Annotated in this window: 12 protein-coding genes and 1 pseudogene; 7 read left to right on the top strand and 6 right to left on the bottom strand. The window is 38.8% G+C overall.

The window, feature by feature from the left end; all coding sequences use genetic code 11:
* Positions 1-3: 3 nt before the first annotated feature.
* Both CYTFE_RS0115275 and bglX read left to right on the top strand, forming a co-directional pair.
* Positions 4-783, top strand: coding sequence for a carboxylesterase family protein (locus tag CYTFE_RS0115275; protein WP_027472493.1), 780 nt, complete (start codon positions 4-6; stop codon positions 781-783).
* Positions 780-2951 (top strand): beta-glucosidase BglX, encoded by a 2172-nt coding sequence (gene bglX / locus CYTFE_RS26785; protein ID WP_244880332.1) that lies wholly within the window; start codon positions 780-782, stop codon positions 2949-2951. The genes CYTFE_RS0115275 and bglX overlap by 4 nt, the downstream gene beginning before the upstream one ends.
* Here the strand turns inward: bglX and CYTFE_RS0115265 are convergent.
* A complete protein-coding gene (locus CYTFE_RS0115265) occupies positions 2948-4903 on the bottom strand; it encodes an IS1634 family transposase (protein WP_027472077.1) in 1956 nt (651 codons plus the stop codon). The two genes, bglX and CYTFE_RS0115265, sit on opposite strands and share 4 nt — an antisense overlap.
* 176 nt (positions 4904-5079) lie before the next feature.
* Here CYTFE_RS0115265 and CYTFE_RS31560 point away from each other — a divergent pair.
* Positions 5080-5265, top strand: a pseudogene (locus CYTFE_RS31560) (fibronectin type III-like domain-contianing protein); the annotation flags it as partial.
* A gap of 197 nt (positions 5266-5462) precedes the next feature.
* On the opposite strand, the gene CYTFE_RS0115255 reads toward CYTFE_RS31560, so the two are convergent.
* On the bottom strand, positions 5463-8318 hold the full coding sequence (locus CYTFE_RS0115255; protein WP_027472492.1) for a helix-turn-helix and ligand-binding sensor domain-containing protein: 2856 nt from the start codon (positions 8316-8318) through the stop codon (positions 5463-5465).
* Positions 8319-8819: 501 nt separating this feature from the next.
* Here CYTFE_RS0115255 and CYTFE_RS0115245 point away from each other — a divergent pair.
* The 3 genes from CYTFE_RS0115245 to CYTFE_RS0115235 all read left to right on the top strand — a co-directional run bounded on the left by CYTFE_RS0115245 (position 8820) and on the right by CYTFE_RS0115235 (position 12220).
* On the top strand, positions 8820-9416 hold the full coding sequence (locus tag CYTFE_RS0115245) for a GNAT family N-acetyltransferase (RefSeq protein ID WP_027472490.1): 597 nt from the start codon (positions 8820-8822) through the stop codon (positions 9414-9416).
* Between the two features lie 129 nt (positions 9417-9545).
* A complete protein-coding gene (locus CYTFE_RS0115240; protein ID WP_027472489.1) occupies positions 9546-11039 on the top strand; it encodes a dihydrolipoyl dehydrogenase family protein in 1494 nt (497 codons plus the stop codon).
* Positions 11040-11059: 20 nt separating this feature from the next.
* Positions 11060-12220, top strand: a complete 1161-nt coding sequence (locus CYTFE_RS0115235) for a serine hydrolase domain-containing protein (protein ID WP_027472488.1) — start codon at positions 11060-11062, stop codon at positions 12218-12220.
* A gap of 53 nt (positions 12221-12273) precedes the next feature.
* Here the strand turns inward: CYTFE_RS0115235 and CYTFE_RS0115230 are convergent, their stop codons facing one another.
* From CYTFE_RS0115230 to CYTFE_RS0115215, 4 genes are all read right to left on the bottom strand, one after another.
* Positions 12274-14175: an amidophosphoribosyltransferase gene (locus tag CYTFE_RS0115230; RefSeq protein ID WP_027472487.1), complete on the bottom strand. Its 1902-nt coding sequence runs from the start codon at positions 14173-14175 to the stop codon at positions 12274-12276.
* Between the two features lie 205 nt (positions 14176-14380).
* Positions 14381-14836 carry an SPOR domain-containing protein gene (locus tag CYTFE_RS0115225; protein WP_052343226.1) on the bottom strand — a complete coding sequence of 152 codons (456 nt, stop codon included), beginning with the start codon at positions 14834-14836 and terminating at the stop codon, positions 14381-14383.
* 8 nt (positions 14837-14844) lie between these two features.
* A complete protein-coding gene (locus CYTFE_RS0115220; RefSeq protein ID WP_027472485.1) occupies positions 14845-15705 on the bottom strand; it encodes a universal stress protein in 861 nt (286 codons plus the stop codon).
* Positions 15706-16315: 610 nt separating this feature from the next.
* Positions 16316-16660, bottom strand: a complete 345-nt coding sequence (locus tag CYTFE_RS0115215) for an STAS domain-containing protein (RefSeq protein ID WP_027472484.1) — start codon at positions 16658-16660, stop codon at positions 16316-16318.
* A gap of 229 nt (positions 16661-16889) precedes the next feature.
* Here CYTFE_RS0115215 and CYTFE_RS0115210 point away from each other — a divergent pair, with 229 nt between their 5' ends.
* The gene (locus CYTFE_RS0115210; RefSeq protein ID WP_027472483.1) at positions 16890-18023 is read left to right on the top strand and encodes a 1-acyl-sn-glycerol-3-phosphate acyltransferase; all 1134 of its coding nucleotides are present in this window, start codon (positions 16890-16892) and stop codon (positions 18021-18023) included.
* The last annotated feature ends 21 nt before the right edge of the window (positions 18024-18044 follow it).

Below are 18044 nucleotides of genomic sequence, written 5' to 3'. Positions count from 1 at the left end.
AAAATGAAGAAGAGAAATGTGATTTATCTGTTTTTGTTTTTGTCATTTACTTTTTTGTCAGGACAAAAGAGTTTTGAGAAAAAAGAATGGGTGTTTAAGGGAGATACTTTGAAGTATCAGATCTTGTACCCGCAAAAAATGAAGGACGGGAAAACGTATCCTTTGGTTCTGTTTCTGCATGGATCAGGAGAACGGGGTGATGATAATGAAAAACAACTGACCCATGGTTCTGAGCTTTTTTTAGAAGAAAAGAACAGGAGTAAGTATCCGGCGATTGTATTATTTCCACAATGCCCCAAAGGAATAATGTGGACCCATAGGATGAAAGAAAAAACGAAGGGTGGAGACTGGGTATTTAATTTTCCTCTGGAGAATCAGCCTACTAAACCGGCCTTTCTTGTGAATCAATTGGTGGAGAGTTTATTGTTGTCTGGTAAAGTGGATAAACAAAGGGTGTATGTCATGGGATTGTCTATGGGAGGAATAGGAACGCTTGAGTTTTTAGCTCGATGGCCCCAAAAATATGCTGCTGCTAATGTTATTTGTGGAGGTCATGATCCTGCCTTGGCGAAAAAATATGGGGAGATACCTATCCGATTTTTTCATGGAGATAGAGATGAGGTGGTCCCATACAAATATTCTTATGGAGTGTACGAAGTGCTTCGACAATTGAATGGTAAAACAAGGTATACACTTTACTCGGGAGTGAACCATAATAGTTGGGATGTTGCTTTTGCAGAACCGGATTTTTTAAAGTGGATGTTTAAAATAAAGAAAAAATGAAGAGTATAATGCATATTTTTAAGGCACAGAGGCTTGTTGTTGTTCTGGCCATGGTGATGTTGATTAGTGTGACCTTATGTTCGTGCCAGGATCAAGCTCCTACGTTTAAAAGCTATAGCGGGGATAGATTGATAGAGGCAAAGGTGGATTCGTTATTGCGTCTGATGACCTTGGATGAGAAGATTGGGCAGATGAATCAATATTCAGGAAATTTTGCAGCTACCGGAGTAGTGAATGACAATAAATCGGGTGAATATCTAAAAAAAGGAATGATAGGAAGTACGTTCAATGTTTTTGGGGCAAAGCATTTGAGGATGTTGCAGGAACAGAATATGAAATATTCGCGATTGAAAATACCAATGCTTTTTGCCGCTGATGTGATTCATGGACTTGAAACCACCTTCCCGATTCCTTTGGCAGAGGCTTGTTCGTGGGATCTGGGTTTAATGGAGCAAACAGCACGCATAGCTGCCGAAGAGGCTACGGCTTCTGGTGTGGCCTGGAACTTTGCTCCCATGATAGATGTTAGTAGAGATCCCCGGTGGGGACGTGTGATGGAAGGAGCAGGTGAAGATCCTTATTATGGTTCGCTGGTAGCTCGTGCTAGGGTCAAAGGGTTTCAGGGTATAGACGATTACTCTGATCTGTCGAAGCCCAATACCATGATTGCTTGTGCGAAGCATTTTGTTGCCTATGGAGCGGCTCAAGCAGGTAGAGATTATCATTCTGTGGATGTTTCTCTACGTAGTCTCCAGGAAGTATATTTTCCTCCTTTTGAGGCCGCTGTTGATCAGGGAGTGGGGTCTTTTATGACTGCCTTTAACGATTTGAATGGTGTACCATGTACTGCCAATAAATACCTGTATTCTGATATACTGCGTCATAAGTGGAATTTTGGTGGTATCGTGGTGACCGATTATACAGCCATCAAGGAGCTGATTAATCATGGTGTAGCTAAAGACCTAAAGGAAGGAGCTGAGTTGGCCATTGATGCAGGTATCGATATGGACATGATAAGTGAGGCTTTTGTTTCTCACCTGAAGGAGCTCGTGGAAGAAGGGAAAGTGGACGAGAAGCAGATCGATTTGGCAGTGTCTCGTATTTTGGAAATGAAATTTTTACTGGGATTATTTGATGATCCTTATCTTTATTTCGATGAAGAAAGAGAGAAGCAGGTGTTGCTAAATGACGCTTATCTTCAAGTGGCACAGAAAGCGGCCCAGCGTTCTATTGTTCTTCTGAAAAATGAACACCATATTTTACCATTGAAAAAGGATGTTGCCAAAAAAGTGGCTCTTATCGGACCTTTTGTTCATGAGCGAAATAGCTTGAATGGAGAGTGGGCTATTAAAGGAAATAGAGAGCGTTCCATTACTCTGAAAGAAGGTTTGGACGAAAAGTATTCCAATAGCCCTGTCTCGTTTTTATATGCGAAGGGTGTCTCCTTGCCTGAGATAAATCCAAATACCAGACAGGTTTATGCTGCCAAAGAGACGGATAGAAGTGGTTTTTCAGAGGCTATAAAGATAGCCCAAAAGAGTGATGTTATTTTGGTGGCTATGGGTGAAGAGTATAATTGGTCGGGTGAAGCTGCTTCTAGAACGAATATTACACTGCCTGGCGAACAACGTAGTTTATTGAAGGAGCTTAAAAAAATAGGGAAACCCATGGTGTTGGTTCTCTTTAATGGAAGGCCATTGGATTTGTCATGGGAAGCCGAAAATATGGATGCTATTGTGGAAGCGTGGTACCCGGGTATGATGGCTGGGCATGCTGTTGCCGATGTCCTTTCTGGCGATTATAATCCTTCGGCTAAATTAGTGATGTCTTTTCCTCGTAATGTAGGTCAAATACCGGTTTATTATAGTACCAAAAGTACCGGGCGTCCGTTTAATGAGGCGGTGCCCAGCGATTATACATCATCTTATATAGATGTATCAAACTCACCTTTATATCCTTTTGGATATGGGTTGAGTTATACACGGTTTGATATTTCAGATGTTAAGCTTGATAAGGATGTGTTGAATTCAGGGGAATCCTTAACGATTTCAGCTACCGTTACAAATAGTGGAAGTGTTTTTGGAGAAGAGGTGGTGCAATTGTACCTGAGGGATGTGTATGCAAGTGTAACACGACCTTTGAAGGAACTTAACCCACATTGCAGCTAAATTGGCGGAGATTCTTGTTTTGTAGCCACTTGCGATTTTTTTATTTTCATTTTGTGTACTACAGATTTTTTTCGGGTAAAGGGAGCATATTTGTATTTCAGAGCATCATATAATTGTTTTACTTTTTCGTTAGGCTCAGAGCAACGTCTTATTGAAATAGTTTGATCCTCTACGTTTTGAGCAGTTGTTGTAACCGCCTTTTGTGTATTCATTATGCGGACGATTTCTTTCCATCCATGGTTTATCCCTTTACTTTTTAGTTGATACCTGATTGTATTCACTACCCAATATGCCAACAACCCAAGGTGCAGATGAGCCATTGTACTTGAATCGGTTTTGTGATAAATTGGGCGTAAATCAAGATCGGTTTTTAAAACTCGAAAAGAAGCTTCAATCTCCCGGATGGTATTGTAAAAACTCCATAAAACATCTTCATCATAGTTTTCAAGTGAAGTGCGCAGAAAATATATTCCACTACGAGCATTGATTTCAATGTTTTCTTTTACAGACCATTCTATTGACGAGGCAAGTGGATGCTTTTGTGTCTTCTTGCCCCTTGTACCTTTTTCTTCCGCAAGGGCATTGACTTCAATATTATAATATCTTTGTATCGATGGGTATTTCTGCTTTAACCGACCTATGCGTTCATGAACTTTATCCAAGCGTTTTACGCCTCCTTTTTTGCTCAGGCTTTCGTTAATTTTTCGAAGTCCTTCTTCGAACCTAGCTTGGAACTGCTCGTTCATCGAACGCTCCTTCAGCTTTTTTGCTTCGCTTTTTACTTTGAGGTAATAATCATTGTTTCTTTCTGATTTAACCCGGCACAATTCAATTTTACGTTTTTTATTATCGTAAACTGATACCGTTTTTGCATTTGCATCAATAGTGTATTTAGTAAGGTGTACACGGCTTACGCACAAATAATCATATCCTTTTGAGGCAATCATTTTCAGGTTGTCATCCGTGGCTATCCCCGCATCGATTACCACCAATGCTTTTTTTGATGATGTGGATGTTTTTACCCGAAGATTGTTGATCATGCCTTCAAGTGTTTTTGAATCGGCCATATTACCTTCAAGTATGGATGAATATTTTATAAACCCTTCTACATTTATCACCAAGGCAAGCACCACCAACTTTGCATCGCTCCGTTTCTCCTTGCTCCGGCCAAATTTCGCTATACTGCTGTGTTCTTTTCGTCCTTCAAAATAAGTATTGGTAAGATCGTACAATACGATTTTGTCCTTAATGTCGAATAGTTCGTTGGTTCTGACAGAAAGGTGGTTTTCCAAAGCTTCTTTTACTTCATATAATTTATTGGAAATCCGATACAGCTTATCTTTAGTAACTTTTCCTATGTCGGTTCCCGTAATTTCGCATACCGATGAGTTTTCTTTTATCCATTTACTTGTTTTAAGTTCGGATGCAGGATATACGGCTCGGCTAATAAGATGTGTTTTTGCCAGATTTATATCGTGGTCGCTCCATCCTTGTTTTTCAAGAAAGCCTCCAAACTGGAGTTGTTCCAATGCCTGGTGGCACATCCACTCTGAACCAATTTCGCGGACATCTTTATTTTTGATGCTATTGACATCAATATTTTGAATATCCTTGCCTTTGTTTGCCTGTTGTTTTTTGTTTGTTTTTGAAACAATGTCAATTTTTTTCTTAGCTACCAGAATATCGTAAAACTCATCAACATACTTATTTACGAGGCTATCGTCACTTTCTTGATAAGTGAACAAAGGGTTATTGCAGTTTTCGGCCTTTTCTGTGATAAGCTTTTGTATTATAACTAATTGATCTGCATTCAAATCATCTAAGTATCCGGCATTGACCATGGTGCGGTGGCATACCCTACCGTCTTCGTTGCGGTAGCTCTCAACCAATCGATAATAACCAGAGTAAACTCCAGTTTCTGGATTTTTGCGCATGGATACTTTGAAATACATGCCCCAAAGAAACTATCTAATTTATTCAAAATCAATACCCCCCTGTGTACTACAAATGGATTTTTGAAAAAGCTACAACTGATAACCAGCTACTTGCAAAATTAAACTGCCCTAAAACGACCGATTTTGCCTGAAAAAAAGCTGAAATTCGTTAAAAACGCTCAAAATGGGTTAAAGGGTTTGAAAAGGTAGCACTGAAGGCCGGTGAAAGCAAAAAAATTGTCTTTGAAATTTCGGAGGATGCGTTGAAGTTTTATGATATTAACATGGATTTAGTGGTGGAAGAAGGTGATTTTAAAGCGTGGGTTGGTACTAGTTCTGATGATGAATCCAATGAACTGAAATTTCGCTTTGTGCCATAGGGATTTTGACCAGATGTAACTGGTTGTAATGCCCTTTTTTCAGAGGGAAAACTTGTGCTTGGTCTGTTGCATGTATGAGATGACTTGTTAAGTCTTTAAAGTGTTTCAGATCAAGAAGTTTTTTCTTTGTTTGAATATCGCATAATGCCCCTTTGTCGGGTTTCTGTGCTGTCTTTTATTCTGCTATTAAGTGTGGGTTAAAATTCCATTATTTTAGAGGTTAAGTTTTCTTCGGCTTTTAGTCCCATTTTTTTTCGTAATCTATATCTGCTTACTTCTACACTTCTGACTGTTATTCCCAATAAAACAGCTATTTCTTTGGAGTTCATGTTCATCTTAAGAAGCGAACATAAGCGTAAATCAGCCGGTGATAATCCGGGGTGCTTTTGTTTGAGCTTATCGTAGAAGCCACTTTGTGATGCAGCAAAGTGTTGTTCGAAATTCAGCATATCTCTTTTTTGGGTCATCTGACTGTCAATCACCTTAACAATTTTATGATAGTCGCGTTGTGGAAATCGGCCTTCAAGCTTCTTATAGATTTGATGGAGTTCATTTTTGATGGTCTTGATTGATTTGTCCTTCTCCACCAATGCATTGGCTGATACTGTAAGTTTGCCTTGCAGGTTCTCTAATTCTTTCTTTAGTACATCTTCGCGTAACTGTGCAATGGTAGATTTATTTTGTTTGTGCTGGTCTTCGTGTTTTTGCTCAATTTCGGAGGTGCGTAATTTTATCAAACGGTGGTTGAACAGTAATAGAAATACAATGGAACCGATCATTATTGCGATCATTGAAAGTATTCCCGTCCTGGATGCATACCATGGCTGTAACACTTCGAAAGGATATTCTACTATCTTGGATGATTTTCCGTCAGAATAAACAGCCATTGCCTGAAAGGTATATTTGCCTGCGGGAATGTCATTGATGGTGATGGCGTTTTCGGTCCTGTTATCGATCCATGCATCCAAGAGGTTCACAACTCGGTATTGGTAATTAACTTTATTGGGACCAAAGTTTACTGCTGTTAAGCTAAATTCAAGTGAATTGTTTTTGTTTTTTAATTGAATGGGGGTATCGCTTTTTAATGTAAGTAACTTCTTTGTGTTGCGCCCTCTTTCTGGATTGTTAATGGCGGAGATGACCAGTGGTAGGTGCATGGAGGAATCAATATTGTTGATTGGAAGAACCGCAATTCCATTTTCAAGACAAAGTACACTTGCTTTGTCGTTGATTGAAATGTTCTGATATTTGTCTGGAAAAGAATAAGGTCTGTTCAGGGTTAGCGTTTGCTTGATTATCGTGCTGTCTGCATTGTTTTGCACGAGTGCTGCTTCATTGGCGGTGATGACCCAAAAAAGATTTCTGTCGGCATTGATTATTCTAACAGCTTGCTTAAACCTGCCCAATGCTTTATTTAATTTGTTGTATGGCAACATCTTGTCATTCAGGTCGTCGTATGTGTAAATTTCTTCTCCAGTGGTTACAACGACTCTGTTGTTGATCTTAAAAACATTCAATCCATAATCTGTAGGTAGTCCGTTTTTTATGCCAAACGAATCGATGGAAACCGCTGATCTTAGGTCGTCAGAGAGTTGTATTCTGTACAAGCCTTTGATTTCGTGGCTGATCCATATATAACCGGCGTGATCCATCTCTATAAAACGGCAAGAGCCTTGAAAGCCATCTACAAAGTGCGAAAATACCCATTGCTGGTTCTCTCGTTTGTGAAGTCGGATTTTATAATAAGTTGATTCCATCAGCCATTCTTCTCCCCCGTGATGAAAGGTCTTGAAATCCGTTCCCCCTGAGCTGATGGATAAAGCCTTGGCTGTACCTTTGTTAATTTTATATATACCGTCGTTATTGCCACACAGTAGTTCGTTATTTAATATATCCAGCTTCCAAATGTGACCGTAAATGCCTGTCAATGGTTTAAGATCTTGAAAGTTGAGTTGCGCAAGGTTATGCTGGAAGCGTGCGTAGAAAACGCCGTTATTTGTACCCACATATACGTAGTCGTGGTGTTCAATAACAGAGTAAATGGCGGAAGGCGCATAGTCCAGATCGATGTTATAATGTACGGGTGAATTGAGGTCTATATGAGAGATGCCATTGTCCATTGCTAACCATAAATCTCCACTGGGGTCTGTGTTCATGCCTAATACAGTGTTGTTTTCTAGTTTTGATTGGCGATCCAGATGCTTTAATATAATGCCGTCATCATTGATCAAATATAAACCACCTTTGAGGGTTCCGATGGCGTAAGTGCTACTGTCGATGACCAATGCAGAGTTTACATCCAGCGATTTGAGTACGTGGTTGGCTTCGCAATGCCAAGGTTTTAGTATACCATCTTTTAATATGTGTAAGCCTGTTTTTCCTTCCCCTACAATGATACCTCTTGGGTTGGGGAGGAAAAATCTAATGCTTGATTGTAAGGTGATTTTAGAATCATTGATGGTGGTAAATTTACCCTGGTCATAGCTTACGATTCCCCTGCCGCTCACCCAGGTATATACTTTGTTGTGCACCAGGTTCAGAAATAATATTTCACCTGCCGGATCAATGAACTTGACTTCTTTGTTTAAAGTGTTGTACGTGAATATCGATCGAAATGATTGAAAAAGAATTTCATGCTTGTATTTTACGATACTCCAAATGCGCTCGCCCGAAAATGAGAAGGAAGGAAGCTGATCGGCTAGTGATGTATAGGATAAAACGCCTAGACTATCCCTCTTCCAGTAACCAAAGTCTTCGTAACAGCCAGAGTATAAGCGTTTACTGTCTTTGTCAAAAAAGAGAGATCTTATGGCCGATTTTGACTTGTGTTGGTGTAGTAGCCAATTGTTTCCATCGAACTCCAGCACACCTCCGGAATTGCCAAAGTAAGCCCTGCCAATATCGTCGAAGGCTACAGCCCAATTTTGACTCATGGCCTTGTATTCCGAACGATTGTAATTGATGACAAATGGTTCCAGCGATGTGTTCCGACCAAAAGACCCGGAATAAGAAAGAATAAGCGTAACGATCGTTATGTAATATGTTATTTTCATTGCTAAACGCTCAATGTAAAAATAAATTTAGTAAAACTGTTTCAAAAATAGCTGATAGTTTAGAGTGTTGACTTAACTTGGTGCGCATAGGACTTATTTTACGGGCTAAAGATTCTTATATTTGGGTTTGATAATCGATAAAAATAATGAAACATGTCAAAAAAACGCTTTTCTTGCACAGGATTATGGCGATGGAGGCAAGTTTTCGCTAATTTTTAAATATGAAATACAACGTTTTATATTATTGTTCTCCACTTGTGGTTTTGGTTCCTCTGGCATTGTTTATGCTAAGGCCAGATTCATTACATCTTATACCTTATACCATTTACCATTCCTTTGATGGGAACTCCATGTCAGAACGCGAATTTATCATTTGGTTCGATATCATATTTCTAGTTCTTATGTATTGGTTGTTGTTGAGGGTGGTAAAGCAACTCGTTGTCGGGCCTTATTTTAGAAAAAGAAAAAAGTCATAAGTTATACTTATTAATATTTCAATAAATGGAAAGTACTGAAGGTGTTATTTCGAAAAGAATTTGGGTGAATAATAATATCTGTTTACGAGCTATTGAGTTGAGTGATGCCCCTATTATTTTTAATACAATTGATACACAAAGGGCTTACTTGTCAGAGTGGTTGCCTTTTGTGCGTTTGACTCTTGATCCTCAGGATACGGTGAACTTTGTACATACTGTGATGGAGGCTGCACAAAAAGGAGATGAATTTGTATATGTTGTTGAATTGAATGGGGAGTTTGTTGGTGTAATCAATATTAGAGTGCTGAGTAGTGCTAACCGGATAGTGGATATAGGTTATTGGCTTTCAGAGCATTTTCAAAAGAAAGGGGTGATTAGTAGTGCTGTTGTATCCTTGTGTAATTATGCTTTTGATCAGCTCAATATGAATAGAATTCAAATTCGTTGTGGTAAGGGAAATATGTCCAGTAAAAAGGTTCCGCAGCGTTTGGGCTTTACCTATGAGGGGATTATCAGGGAAGGTGAATGGGTGAATGATAAGTATATTGATTTGGAATCTTATTCATTATTGAAAAAAGAACGACATAAGCTTCCGGTCTGGTTGTTGAATACGTCTAAATAAGTCATCTTTTCGTTGAAATATTTCGCAAAAACGTCGTATTTTAAAACGAATTTTTTTAGTTGGGATTGAACAATATTTTAAGTTTGTTATTATCCTACTAGTTTTTTTTGATAAACCTCAAATGTTGTGATGAAGGAATATGATTTGATTGTTATTGGCTCCGGGCCAGCTGGTTTTTCGGCGGCTATGCGTGCATTGGATTTTGGACTGAAGATATGTATTGTGGAGGGAGCTCACTTGGGGGGTGCCGGTATTATGAATGGTGCCCTGACTTCTAAAACGATGTATGAGCTGAGTATGGATTATGCCGTTGCAGCCAGGACAGACCGGGGCTACCGCTCGGGGAGTTTAAGTGTTGATTTTGAAATGGTCATTAAAACGGTGATTCATGCTGCCAAGGAAAAGCAATATCAGATGCTTAGTCAAATAGAAACCTTCTCTGAAGAGAAGTCGAGTTCCGGTTCTCTTTGTCTGAAGAAAGGTTGGGCTAAGTTTGTAGACCCTTATACCATAACAGTGACCGGACATGATGCAACTGAAACACTGAAAGCCAAAAATTTTGTCATCGCAACAGGTGCTAAGCCTCGAAAAGCGCCGGGCTTAGAGATTGATCATGAACGAATCATTAATTCGGATGACCTGCTGAGTTTGAAGAAATTTCCTGAACGCATGCTGATCATCGGGTCGGGTATTATTGGTTGCGAAATAGCCACTATTTTTAGCAATTTTAAACAAACCGAGGTGCACCTGTTAGATCGTGCCAATCGTGTTTTACCCTATGAAGATGATGATGTAAGTCAGTTTGTTTCCAAAAACTTGGAGGATAATGGAGTGATTATTCATCATACGGCTCACCTTAGAACCATTAATAAGTATCCTGATCATTTGGAGGTTATTTTGGATTATGATGCGGGTAATAGTAAGGTGATAGAGGTGGATGTGGCATTGGTGGCCATCGGAAGGGTGGCCAATACCGAAAAGCTTGGGTTAAGTAACATTGGTGTTCAAGCCACCGAGAGAGGAACAATTGAAATAGCTGATCATTGTGTGTTAAGGGATGGCAATAATATCTGTCATATTTATGCGGCCGGTGATATATCAGGACATACGCAATTGTATAGTGTGGCTGAATTTCAAGGCCGACTGGCGGCCGAGCAAATAGCAGATACGCCCAGTTATCCATTGGATTATTCTCATATGTCGACTTTGATGTTTTTTAAACCAGAGCTTGCATCTGTGGGACTCAATGAAAAACAATTACGAGAGAAAAAGATAGCGCATAAAGTGGCTTATTATTCTAATAAGTTGGTAAACAGGGCTATTGCCATGAGGAGTACCAATGGGTTTATAAAAATTATTGTGAGTAATGAGGAGCAGCCTCGAATATTAGGAATGCGTGCTGGAGGACCTCAAGCTTCGGCTTATATTGTTTCTGTGGCTCACCTGATTAATCAAGGCAATAGCCTGCAGGAGGTGCTTAAGATTTTTTATCCTCACCCCAGCCTTGCGGAGGGTATTCAGGAATGTTTAAGAGCCTTGAGTGGAAAATCTATCTATAAGCCTGAGGCTTTCCCCGAATATATCAAATTTAAAGAGTGGGTGCCGGAGGATGAGCTTGTTTAATTTTTAAATAAAGGGTGTATATGATGCGAAAATTTGTCATTGGATGTTGTGTATTGGTTGGTATACTGGGGATAACTTATGCCTTCTTGCCATATTATGCACAAAACGCATTGGTCAACCTGTTTCCCGGAATTGATGACTATCACATATTTGATAATAGAACAGTAAGGGCCGCAAGGCCTAATCCTTGGGGCTTTTCACAAGATTATATGCAGTTTACTTTGCTGCCGCATGAGAGAGATAGCTTAGAACATTATGAGTCGGTTGCTTATCTGATCATACAAGATGACTCAATTGTGTATGAAGAGTACTGGGATGAATATAATGAGCAGTCATTGTCAAATTCATTTTCAGCAGCAAAAAGTATAGTGAGTTTACTGATTGGGGCAGCCATTATGGATGGGTATATTGATAATGTGAACCAATATGTGGGCGATTTTATACCCGAGTACAAAGAGAAACCCAATGATCAGTTGAAAATAAAAGATTTGCTGACCATGAGCTCCGGCTTGAACTGGCAGGAGAGCTATACGAGCCCTTTCTCCATTACTACGCAGGCTTATTATGGTAAACATGTAAATCAACTGGTGAGGGATTTAAAGGTGGTTGAAAAGCCCGGTGTAGCGTTTAATTATAAAAGCGGAAATACGCAGCTGCTGGCTTTAATACTGAAAAATGCAGTGGGTAAAAGTTTGTCGGACTATGCTTCAGAAAAATTATGGGTGCCGTTGGGCGCAGAAAATGATGCACTTTGGAGTATGGATCAATCCAAAGGTGATGAAAAAGCCTATTGTTGTTTTAATAGCAATGCCCGCGACTTTGCCCGTATTGGTAAAGTGGTGCTTCATAAAGGAAATATTAATGGTCAGCAGCTAATAACAGAAAAGTATATGACAGAATCCATCACCCCTGCCAGTTATTTAGTGGATCATGAAGATAAAGAAGAAGTGGATTTTTATGGTTATCAGTGGTGGTTGTTGAATCTTGAAGGAGAACAGATACCATATGCCAGAGGTATTTATGGACAGTATATTATTGTTCTTAAAAATGAAAATGCCATTGTAGTTCGCCTGGGACATAAGCGCAGCAAGGTTAAGATACATCATCATCCGAGCGATCTGTATGCCTATGTTTTAACCGCAAAACGGATATTACACGAAAGAAATCATCTTAAAAAATAACAAAAGGCTGCCATGCATTAACCATGGCAGCCTTTTGTGTTCAGAATATTTTATTAGTAGGCCCTGGCGTTTCGTCCTTCCATAAAGTTGATGAACGAAGTGTTGACCACTTTGTTGCCACCAGGTGTTGGATAGTTACCTGTGAAATACCAGTCTCCTTTGTCGTTTGGACATGCCTTGTGAAGGTTCTCCACCGATTGGTAAACGATACTTACTTCAGCATCTATGTCGTGCGGTTTGAGCATCTCGGCTATTTTGTCAGATACTTCTTGAGGGCTAAAAGGTTTGTAGATCTCACAAACGTAATTTACAATTTCTTCTTTGGGAAGGTTTTGTTGTTCCTTGCATTTTTTATAAACATCATCAATAATGTTTTTCATGCCTCTATCCTTAAGCAGCTCGATGGCTGCACGGAATGCACAGAAATCTCCTAGTTTGGCCATGTCTATTCCATAGCAGTCCGGATATCTGATTTGAGGAGCCGATGATACAATGATGATCTTTTTGGGATGTAACCTGTCTAATATTTTGAGGATACTTTTTTTCAGAGTGGTTCCTCTGACAATAGAGTCGTCAATGACTACCAAGGTGTCTTCTTGGTTTTTAACGATTCCGTAGGTGACATCGTAGACGTGAGCCACCAAGTCGTCGCGACTTTCGTCATCGGCAATAAAGGTCCTCATTTTGACGTCTTTGATAGCCATCTTTTCAAAGCGGGGTTCTACTTGCATGATCTTCTCGAGTTTTTCGTCGGTGATATCACTGCCCAGCTTCTTTATCTTTTCAATTTTTATTTTATCACAGGCATCTCTTACGCCTTCAATCATACCGTAAAATGCGGTTTCGGCTGTGTTTGGGATATAAGAGAATACCGTTTTTTCAAGATCGTAGTCTACCATTTTTAATAAGGTAGGTGCGAGTAACTTTCCTAATTTCTTTCTTTCCTGGTAGATGTATTTGTCACTTCCTCTTGAAAAATAAATTCTTTCGAAGGAGCAGGATCTACGTTCCTGAGGAACGCGCACTAACTCTTCTGATACTTCTCCATTCTTTTTAACGATGAGGGCATGACCGGGTTTTAATTCCTGAACGTCGCGTATGGCAACATTCATGGCTGTTTGAATGACAGCTCTCTCAGAGGCCACCACCACCACTTCATCATCGAGATAATAGGATGCAGGACGGATGCCCCATGGATCACGTGCAACAAAAGAGTCGCCGTGCCCAAACATACCAGCGATCACATAACCACCATCCCATCTGCGACTGGAGCGTTCCAGTATTTTTCGCACATCAAGATCGGTTTCTATTTTGTGGGAGATTTCACGGTTGGTATAACCTTCGTTTTTATATTGTCTGAATAGTAGTTGGTTCTCTTCGTCTAAAAAATGACCCACATTTTCGAGCATGGTCACTGTATCGGTAAAATCTTTGGGGTGTTGACCTAGGTCTTCCAGGTTTTCAAAAATTTCATCCACATTCGTTAGGTTAAAGTTGCCAGCTAATACTAAGTTTCTTGATCGCCAGTTATTTTCACGCATCACCGGATGAACGTAATCAATGCTGCTTCTTCCAAAAGTACCATAGCGAAGATGTCCCAGGTATAGTTCTCCACAGAAGGGTAGATTTTGTTTTGCCCATTCTGGATCTTTCATTAATTCAGTGGAGCTGCCATCAATTTTACCCATGGCCATGTTGATTCGTTTAAAAACCTCCTGGATAGGGTTTTGCTTATTGGAACGTTGTCTGGATAAATATTTTGTTCCGGATTTTTGATCAAGTTTTAAGCTTACCACTCCCGCGCCATCTTGCCCTCTGTTGTGCTGTTTTTCCATTAGTAAATACAGCTTATGGAGTCCATACATCCAAGTCCCGTACTTTTCTTTGTAATACTCCAGTGGTTTACGTAATCTTATTAATACGAAACCGCATTCATGCTTAATTTGATCGCTCATAACATTAAGTGACTAACTTCATTTTTAAGAAAGCGCAAATTTATTCTATTTTTTCGGTATACCCAACAAGAAGTACCCATTAATAAATGTTAAGCTATTTTCTATATGAGAATTCTTGACTGCAATAGGGGGTATGGTCGTTAGTTTGAAAAACTATTTATACTCATTTATGAATGGGTGGGCTTAGACAATAGTATCAGCGTAATTATTTTAAATTGCCAATAGATACATTGTCAACAGGTACCGGATAACAGCTGGGGAACTCTATTTTTAGTTTGCGGTATAGCGACAATGCTTCGTTTTTACTCCTGAAGTCGCCCACCTGAACTCTCCAGAATGGGGCTTCATACATAATGTATGGCTTCTCTTCCGGGAATAGAGATAAGAGTTTTCCTTTTATTTGGGTAGCCTCTTTCTTGGCATTTTTATTGGAGCCCAGGTATAGTTGAATCCGAAATCCATCAATACCTCGGCTTTTTTTATTGGCATCTATATGGATGCCTACAATATTTTCTAATCCAGGTTCTTGAAAAATAATTAAGCTTCCTGAATCTGTCTGCGCATCACAAATGTTCCTAAAAAATTGTGTGCCTGTATTTTCCTGTGACTTAAGGTTTGTAACAAACAAACAAAAAATAAAAGCAAACGTTATTTTGAGCATATCTAATATTAATAGTTTGAGCTCAAAGATAGCATTTCTTTTGTTGGAACAGCAAGGACAGGACAGTCTGATTCGTTAATTAATTGATTTACAAAGGGCTTTATGATGTTTTCAAATGGATTACCTGAGTGGTGCATGCCGGTTGCTAAAATATCGGCATCTATGGTGCTTGCATATTTTAATAAGACGTCAGCTCGTTTTCCTTCGGTAATCAATTGTGAATCAACTTTAATATCTGTATTTTTCTCAATGAATTTCACCGTTTGCTTTACAAAGACTTTAACTCGACTGTTGGCCAGACTATAACCTTTTTCTTTTACGCCTACCACATATATTTGGGCATCAAAAAGCTTGGCCAGTCCTACTACAGCCGGTACTTTTTGTCTGCTGGATTTACGTTGGCTGATGGGAAGTACAATTTTGTTGATGCCTCGCCATGTTCTTTCCGGCCTTATGGCTAGTACCGGAACTTCCGAAGCACTAACCAATCGGTACGCATTGCTACCAATGTATTTGTCTTCAAAACCTGAGGCTCCATGTGTCCCCATTACTATTATAGTGGTGTCGTCATACTTGGCTTGGTTCGATACCTCTTTAAATACATTGCCTTCTCTGATTTTATAGTCAATGCTTCCGCCAGGTACTAAATAGCTGGGTTTGTGTTTGATAATGATTTCATCTAACCAGCCTTCCAAGTCTTCGGTTAGCAAAGAGTCTATGTTCTTACGCAAATATTTCTGCGTCTGTTTTTGGGTTCTGACATGAATAATACGCAGTTCTGCATTTAACTTATTTGCAATTTGAATTCCATAATTCAATGCATTGAAAGAATTTTCGGAAAAATCAATAGGAACTAATATCCGCCTCATAAAAATATTGTTTTGTCAAAACACAACCCTGTTTTCAACAATGGCTGAAGTATTTCTTTCTTTAACAGTGATGCTGTTGGATGGAATGGACTTCATCTATGTTGGTTGATACGGCTATTGTGTATAACCGAATCTAATATACTCTATTGATTCATCCATTGATGAATCTTTCAGGTTGAATGGTTTTTATACGTTAATATATAATTATCTTAAAAATTATTAGTTAATACGTAAAAATACGGAAATGGTTATATGAAATGGGGCGTGTGTGATTTTTGTGAAAAGAAAATACCGAGAAATGCTTGAATTACAACAGTTCAAACATTCTCGGTATCAATCAACACAACACATCTTTAGTGTTTTTAGGCTGTATCTATTGGTATACAGCATCTATATTTTTTGATAAATTACCGAGAGTTACTTAGTTTGGGGACAAATCCAATTGCAACCCCCGGCATCAATCAACACAACACATTTTAAGTTTTACAAAGGTAGTATATAATAACCAATGGTCAAAATACGTCTAAATTGAAGTTGAAAAGTATGCCGGGAGATACTCAAGTGGGGACAAGAATTGTAGCTCCCGGCATTGATCAACACAACACAATCTTTATGCCATTAATAGTCCTTGCGAAAATGGCTTAGGTTCATCACAAAAGAAGAATAAGTGATCCACTTTTGCTAACCTTAATGCTTTATATATTTGGGCGTTAACATTGAATAGACTTACCTGGCCCCGGTTTATCTTGGATAATCGCTGTCCTGCTACCAATGCGTCTATCATTTCTCTGTTTATTTCTTTTACTTCGTTAAAGTCTACGATGATATTTGAATAGGGAAAGGTCAACTTAGAGATGAGTTGATCTCTGAATAAGGCTGAATTTTTCCGATTCAACTGAATGTTTTTTGCAAATGATACCAAAATGGTGTTGCTATATGTTCTGATTTTAATCATAACTTGCGTGTTTGTGTCTGGAAAGCATTCTTCAATTGGTGTGCCAAAAAATAAAGAGGTCTGATAATCAATGGTGTAGCTTATTGCTCATTTGTTTATTTGTCAATATTTGGAAAGTATTCCAAATATTGGAATTGAATATGGTACTTTTTACTAAAATAGAGTTAAAAGTTTCTTTTTTTTGCCGATTGTAATACTTTTGCAGAGAACTAAATTTATATATGCAAATATGGCAACGGATCAAGAATTTAACGAATTACGTCCATATCGCGATCACGAAATACATCAGGTTTTTCAGCAGTTATTAAAAGAAGAGTCATTTATTGAATTGCTAAAATACTTGTTTCCTCATGTTCCGATAAACGATTTCGTTAACCAACTGTTATCTATTAATACCATCAAGGAATTTCAAATAGGTGTGGTTTATCCTTTTATTAAAGAGATTATTAAGGATACTACAAAGGGTGTGACCGCTGAGGGTTTAGATAAGTTGGACCCCAATAAAAGTTATATCTTTATTTCGAATCATAGAGACATCGTGCTGGATTCAGCTTTTTTAAATATTCTCCTGCATGAGCATGGTCACGAAACTTCAGAAATAGCCATTGGTGATAATCTGCTCATTTATCCATGGATTACGCAATTGGTTAAGTTAAATAAGTCATTTGTGGTTCGTCGTAATTTGCCAGCAAGGCAAATGCTGCAAAGCTCAAATCTGATGTCTAAATATATCAGATATAATATAACAGAACGAAATCAGAGTGTTTGGATTGCACAACGTGAAGGGAGATCGAAGGATGGAGATGATCGTACACAGACCAGTCTCTTGAAGATGATCAATATGAGTGGGAATGGCGATTTTGAACAAAACTTTAAAGAGGTCCAAATTGTGCCTTTGTCCATTTCGTATGAGTATGATCCTTGTGATTATCTGAAGGCGCATGAGTTTTTGTTGAAAAGAGATAATCCTGATTATAAAAAGACCCAGGCTGATGATTTAAAGCACATGGGTTCTGGTATAAAAGGACGTAAAGGAAGGGTTCACTTTAAAGCTGCAGCTCCTTTGAATGAAGAGTTGGTAGGACTGAATGAATTAGATAAGCATGAGCGCCTAAATAAGTTGGCCGAAATAATAGATAATCATATACATAGTAATTATAAATTATGGCCAGGTAATTTTATTGCCGCTGACTTTGTAAATGGTAACAAGCTTTTTGCATCTAAGTATACAAAGGAGGATGCGGATGTATTTAATGCTTATATTAATGAGCATATCTCTAGATTGAATGCGGATAAGGAATTTATTCATGCTTGCTTGATGGAAATGTATGCCAACCCGGTTAAGAATTTTTATAATGGTTAGTCTTTTATTGCGGTGTAAGCT

It is taken from the genome of Saccharicrinis fermentans DSM 9555 = JCM 21142 (assembly GCF_000517085.1).
Classification (GTDB): Bacteria; Bacteroidota; Bacteroidia; order Bacteroidales; family Marinilabiliaceae; genus Saccharicrinis; species Saccharicrinis fermentans.
This window is presented reverse-complemented; position numbering and strand designations above follow the sequence as displayed.

Bases quoted from the DNA above. Each gene is read 5' to 3' on its own strand.
- CYTFE_RS0115275 (WP_027472493.1), top strand. From the start codon at position 4: ATGAAGAAGAGAAATGTGATTTATCTGTTTTTGTTTTTGTCATTTACT.
- bglX (WP_244880332.1), top strand. From the start codon at position 780: ATGAAGAGTATAATGCATATTTTTAAGGCACAGAGGCTTGTTGTTGTT.
- CYTFE_RS0115265 (WP_027472077.1), bottom strand. From the start codon at position 4,903: ATGTATTTCAAAGTATCCATGCGCAAAAATCCAGAAACTGGAGTTTAC.
- CYTFE_RS0115255 (WP_027472492.1), bottom strand. From the start codon at position 8,318: ATGAAAATAACATATTACATAACGATCGTTACGCTTATTCTTTCTTAT.
- CYTFE_RS0115245 (WP_027472490.1), top strand. From the start codon at position 8,820: ATGGAAAGTACTGAAGGTGTTATTTCGAAAAGAATTTGGGTGAATAAT.
- CYTFE_RS0115240 (WP_027472489.1), top strand. From the start codon at position 9,546: ATGAAGGAATATGATTTGATTGTTATTGGCTCCGGGCCAGCTGGTTTT.
- CYTFE_RS0115235 (WP_027472488.1), top strand. From the start codon at position 11,060: ATGATGCGAAAATTTGTCATTGGATGTTGTGTATTGGTTGGTATACTG.
- CYTFE_RS0115230 (WP_027472487.1), bottom strand. From the start codon at position 14,175: ATGAGCGATCAAATTAAGCATGAATGCGGTTTCGTATTAATAAGATTA.
- CYTFE_RS0115225 (WP_052343226.1), bottom strand. From the start codon at position 14,836: ATGCTCAAAATAACGTTTGCTTTTATTTTTTGTTTGTTTGTTACAAAC.
- CYTFE_RS0115220 (WP_027472485.1), bottom strand. From the start codon at position 15,705: ATGAGGCGGATATTAGTTCCTATTGATTTTTCCGAAAATTCTTTCAAT.
- CYTFE_RS0115215 (WP_027472484.1), bottom strand. From the start codon at position 16,660: ATGATTAAAATCAGAACATATAGCAACACCATTTTGGTATCATTTGCA.
- CYTFE_RS0115210 (WP_027472483.1), top strand. From the start codon at position 16,890: ATGGCAACGGATCAAGAATTTAACGAATTACGTCCATATCGCGATCAC.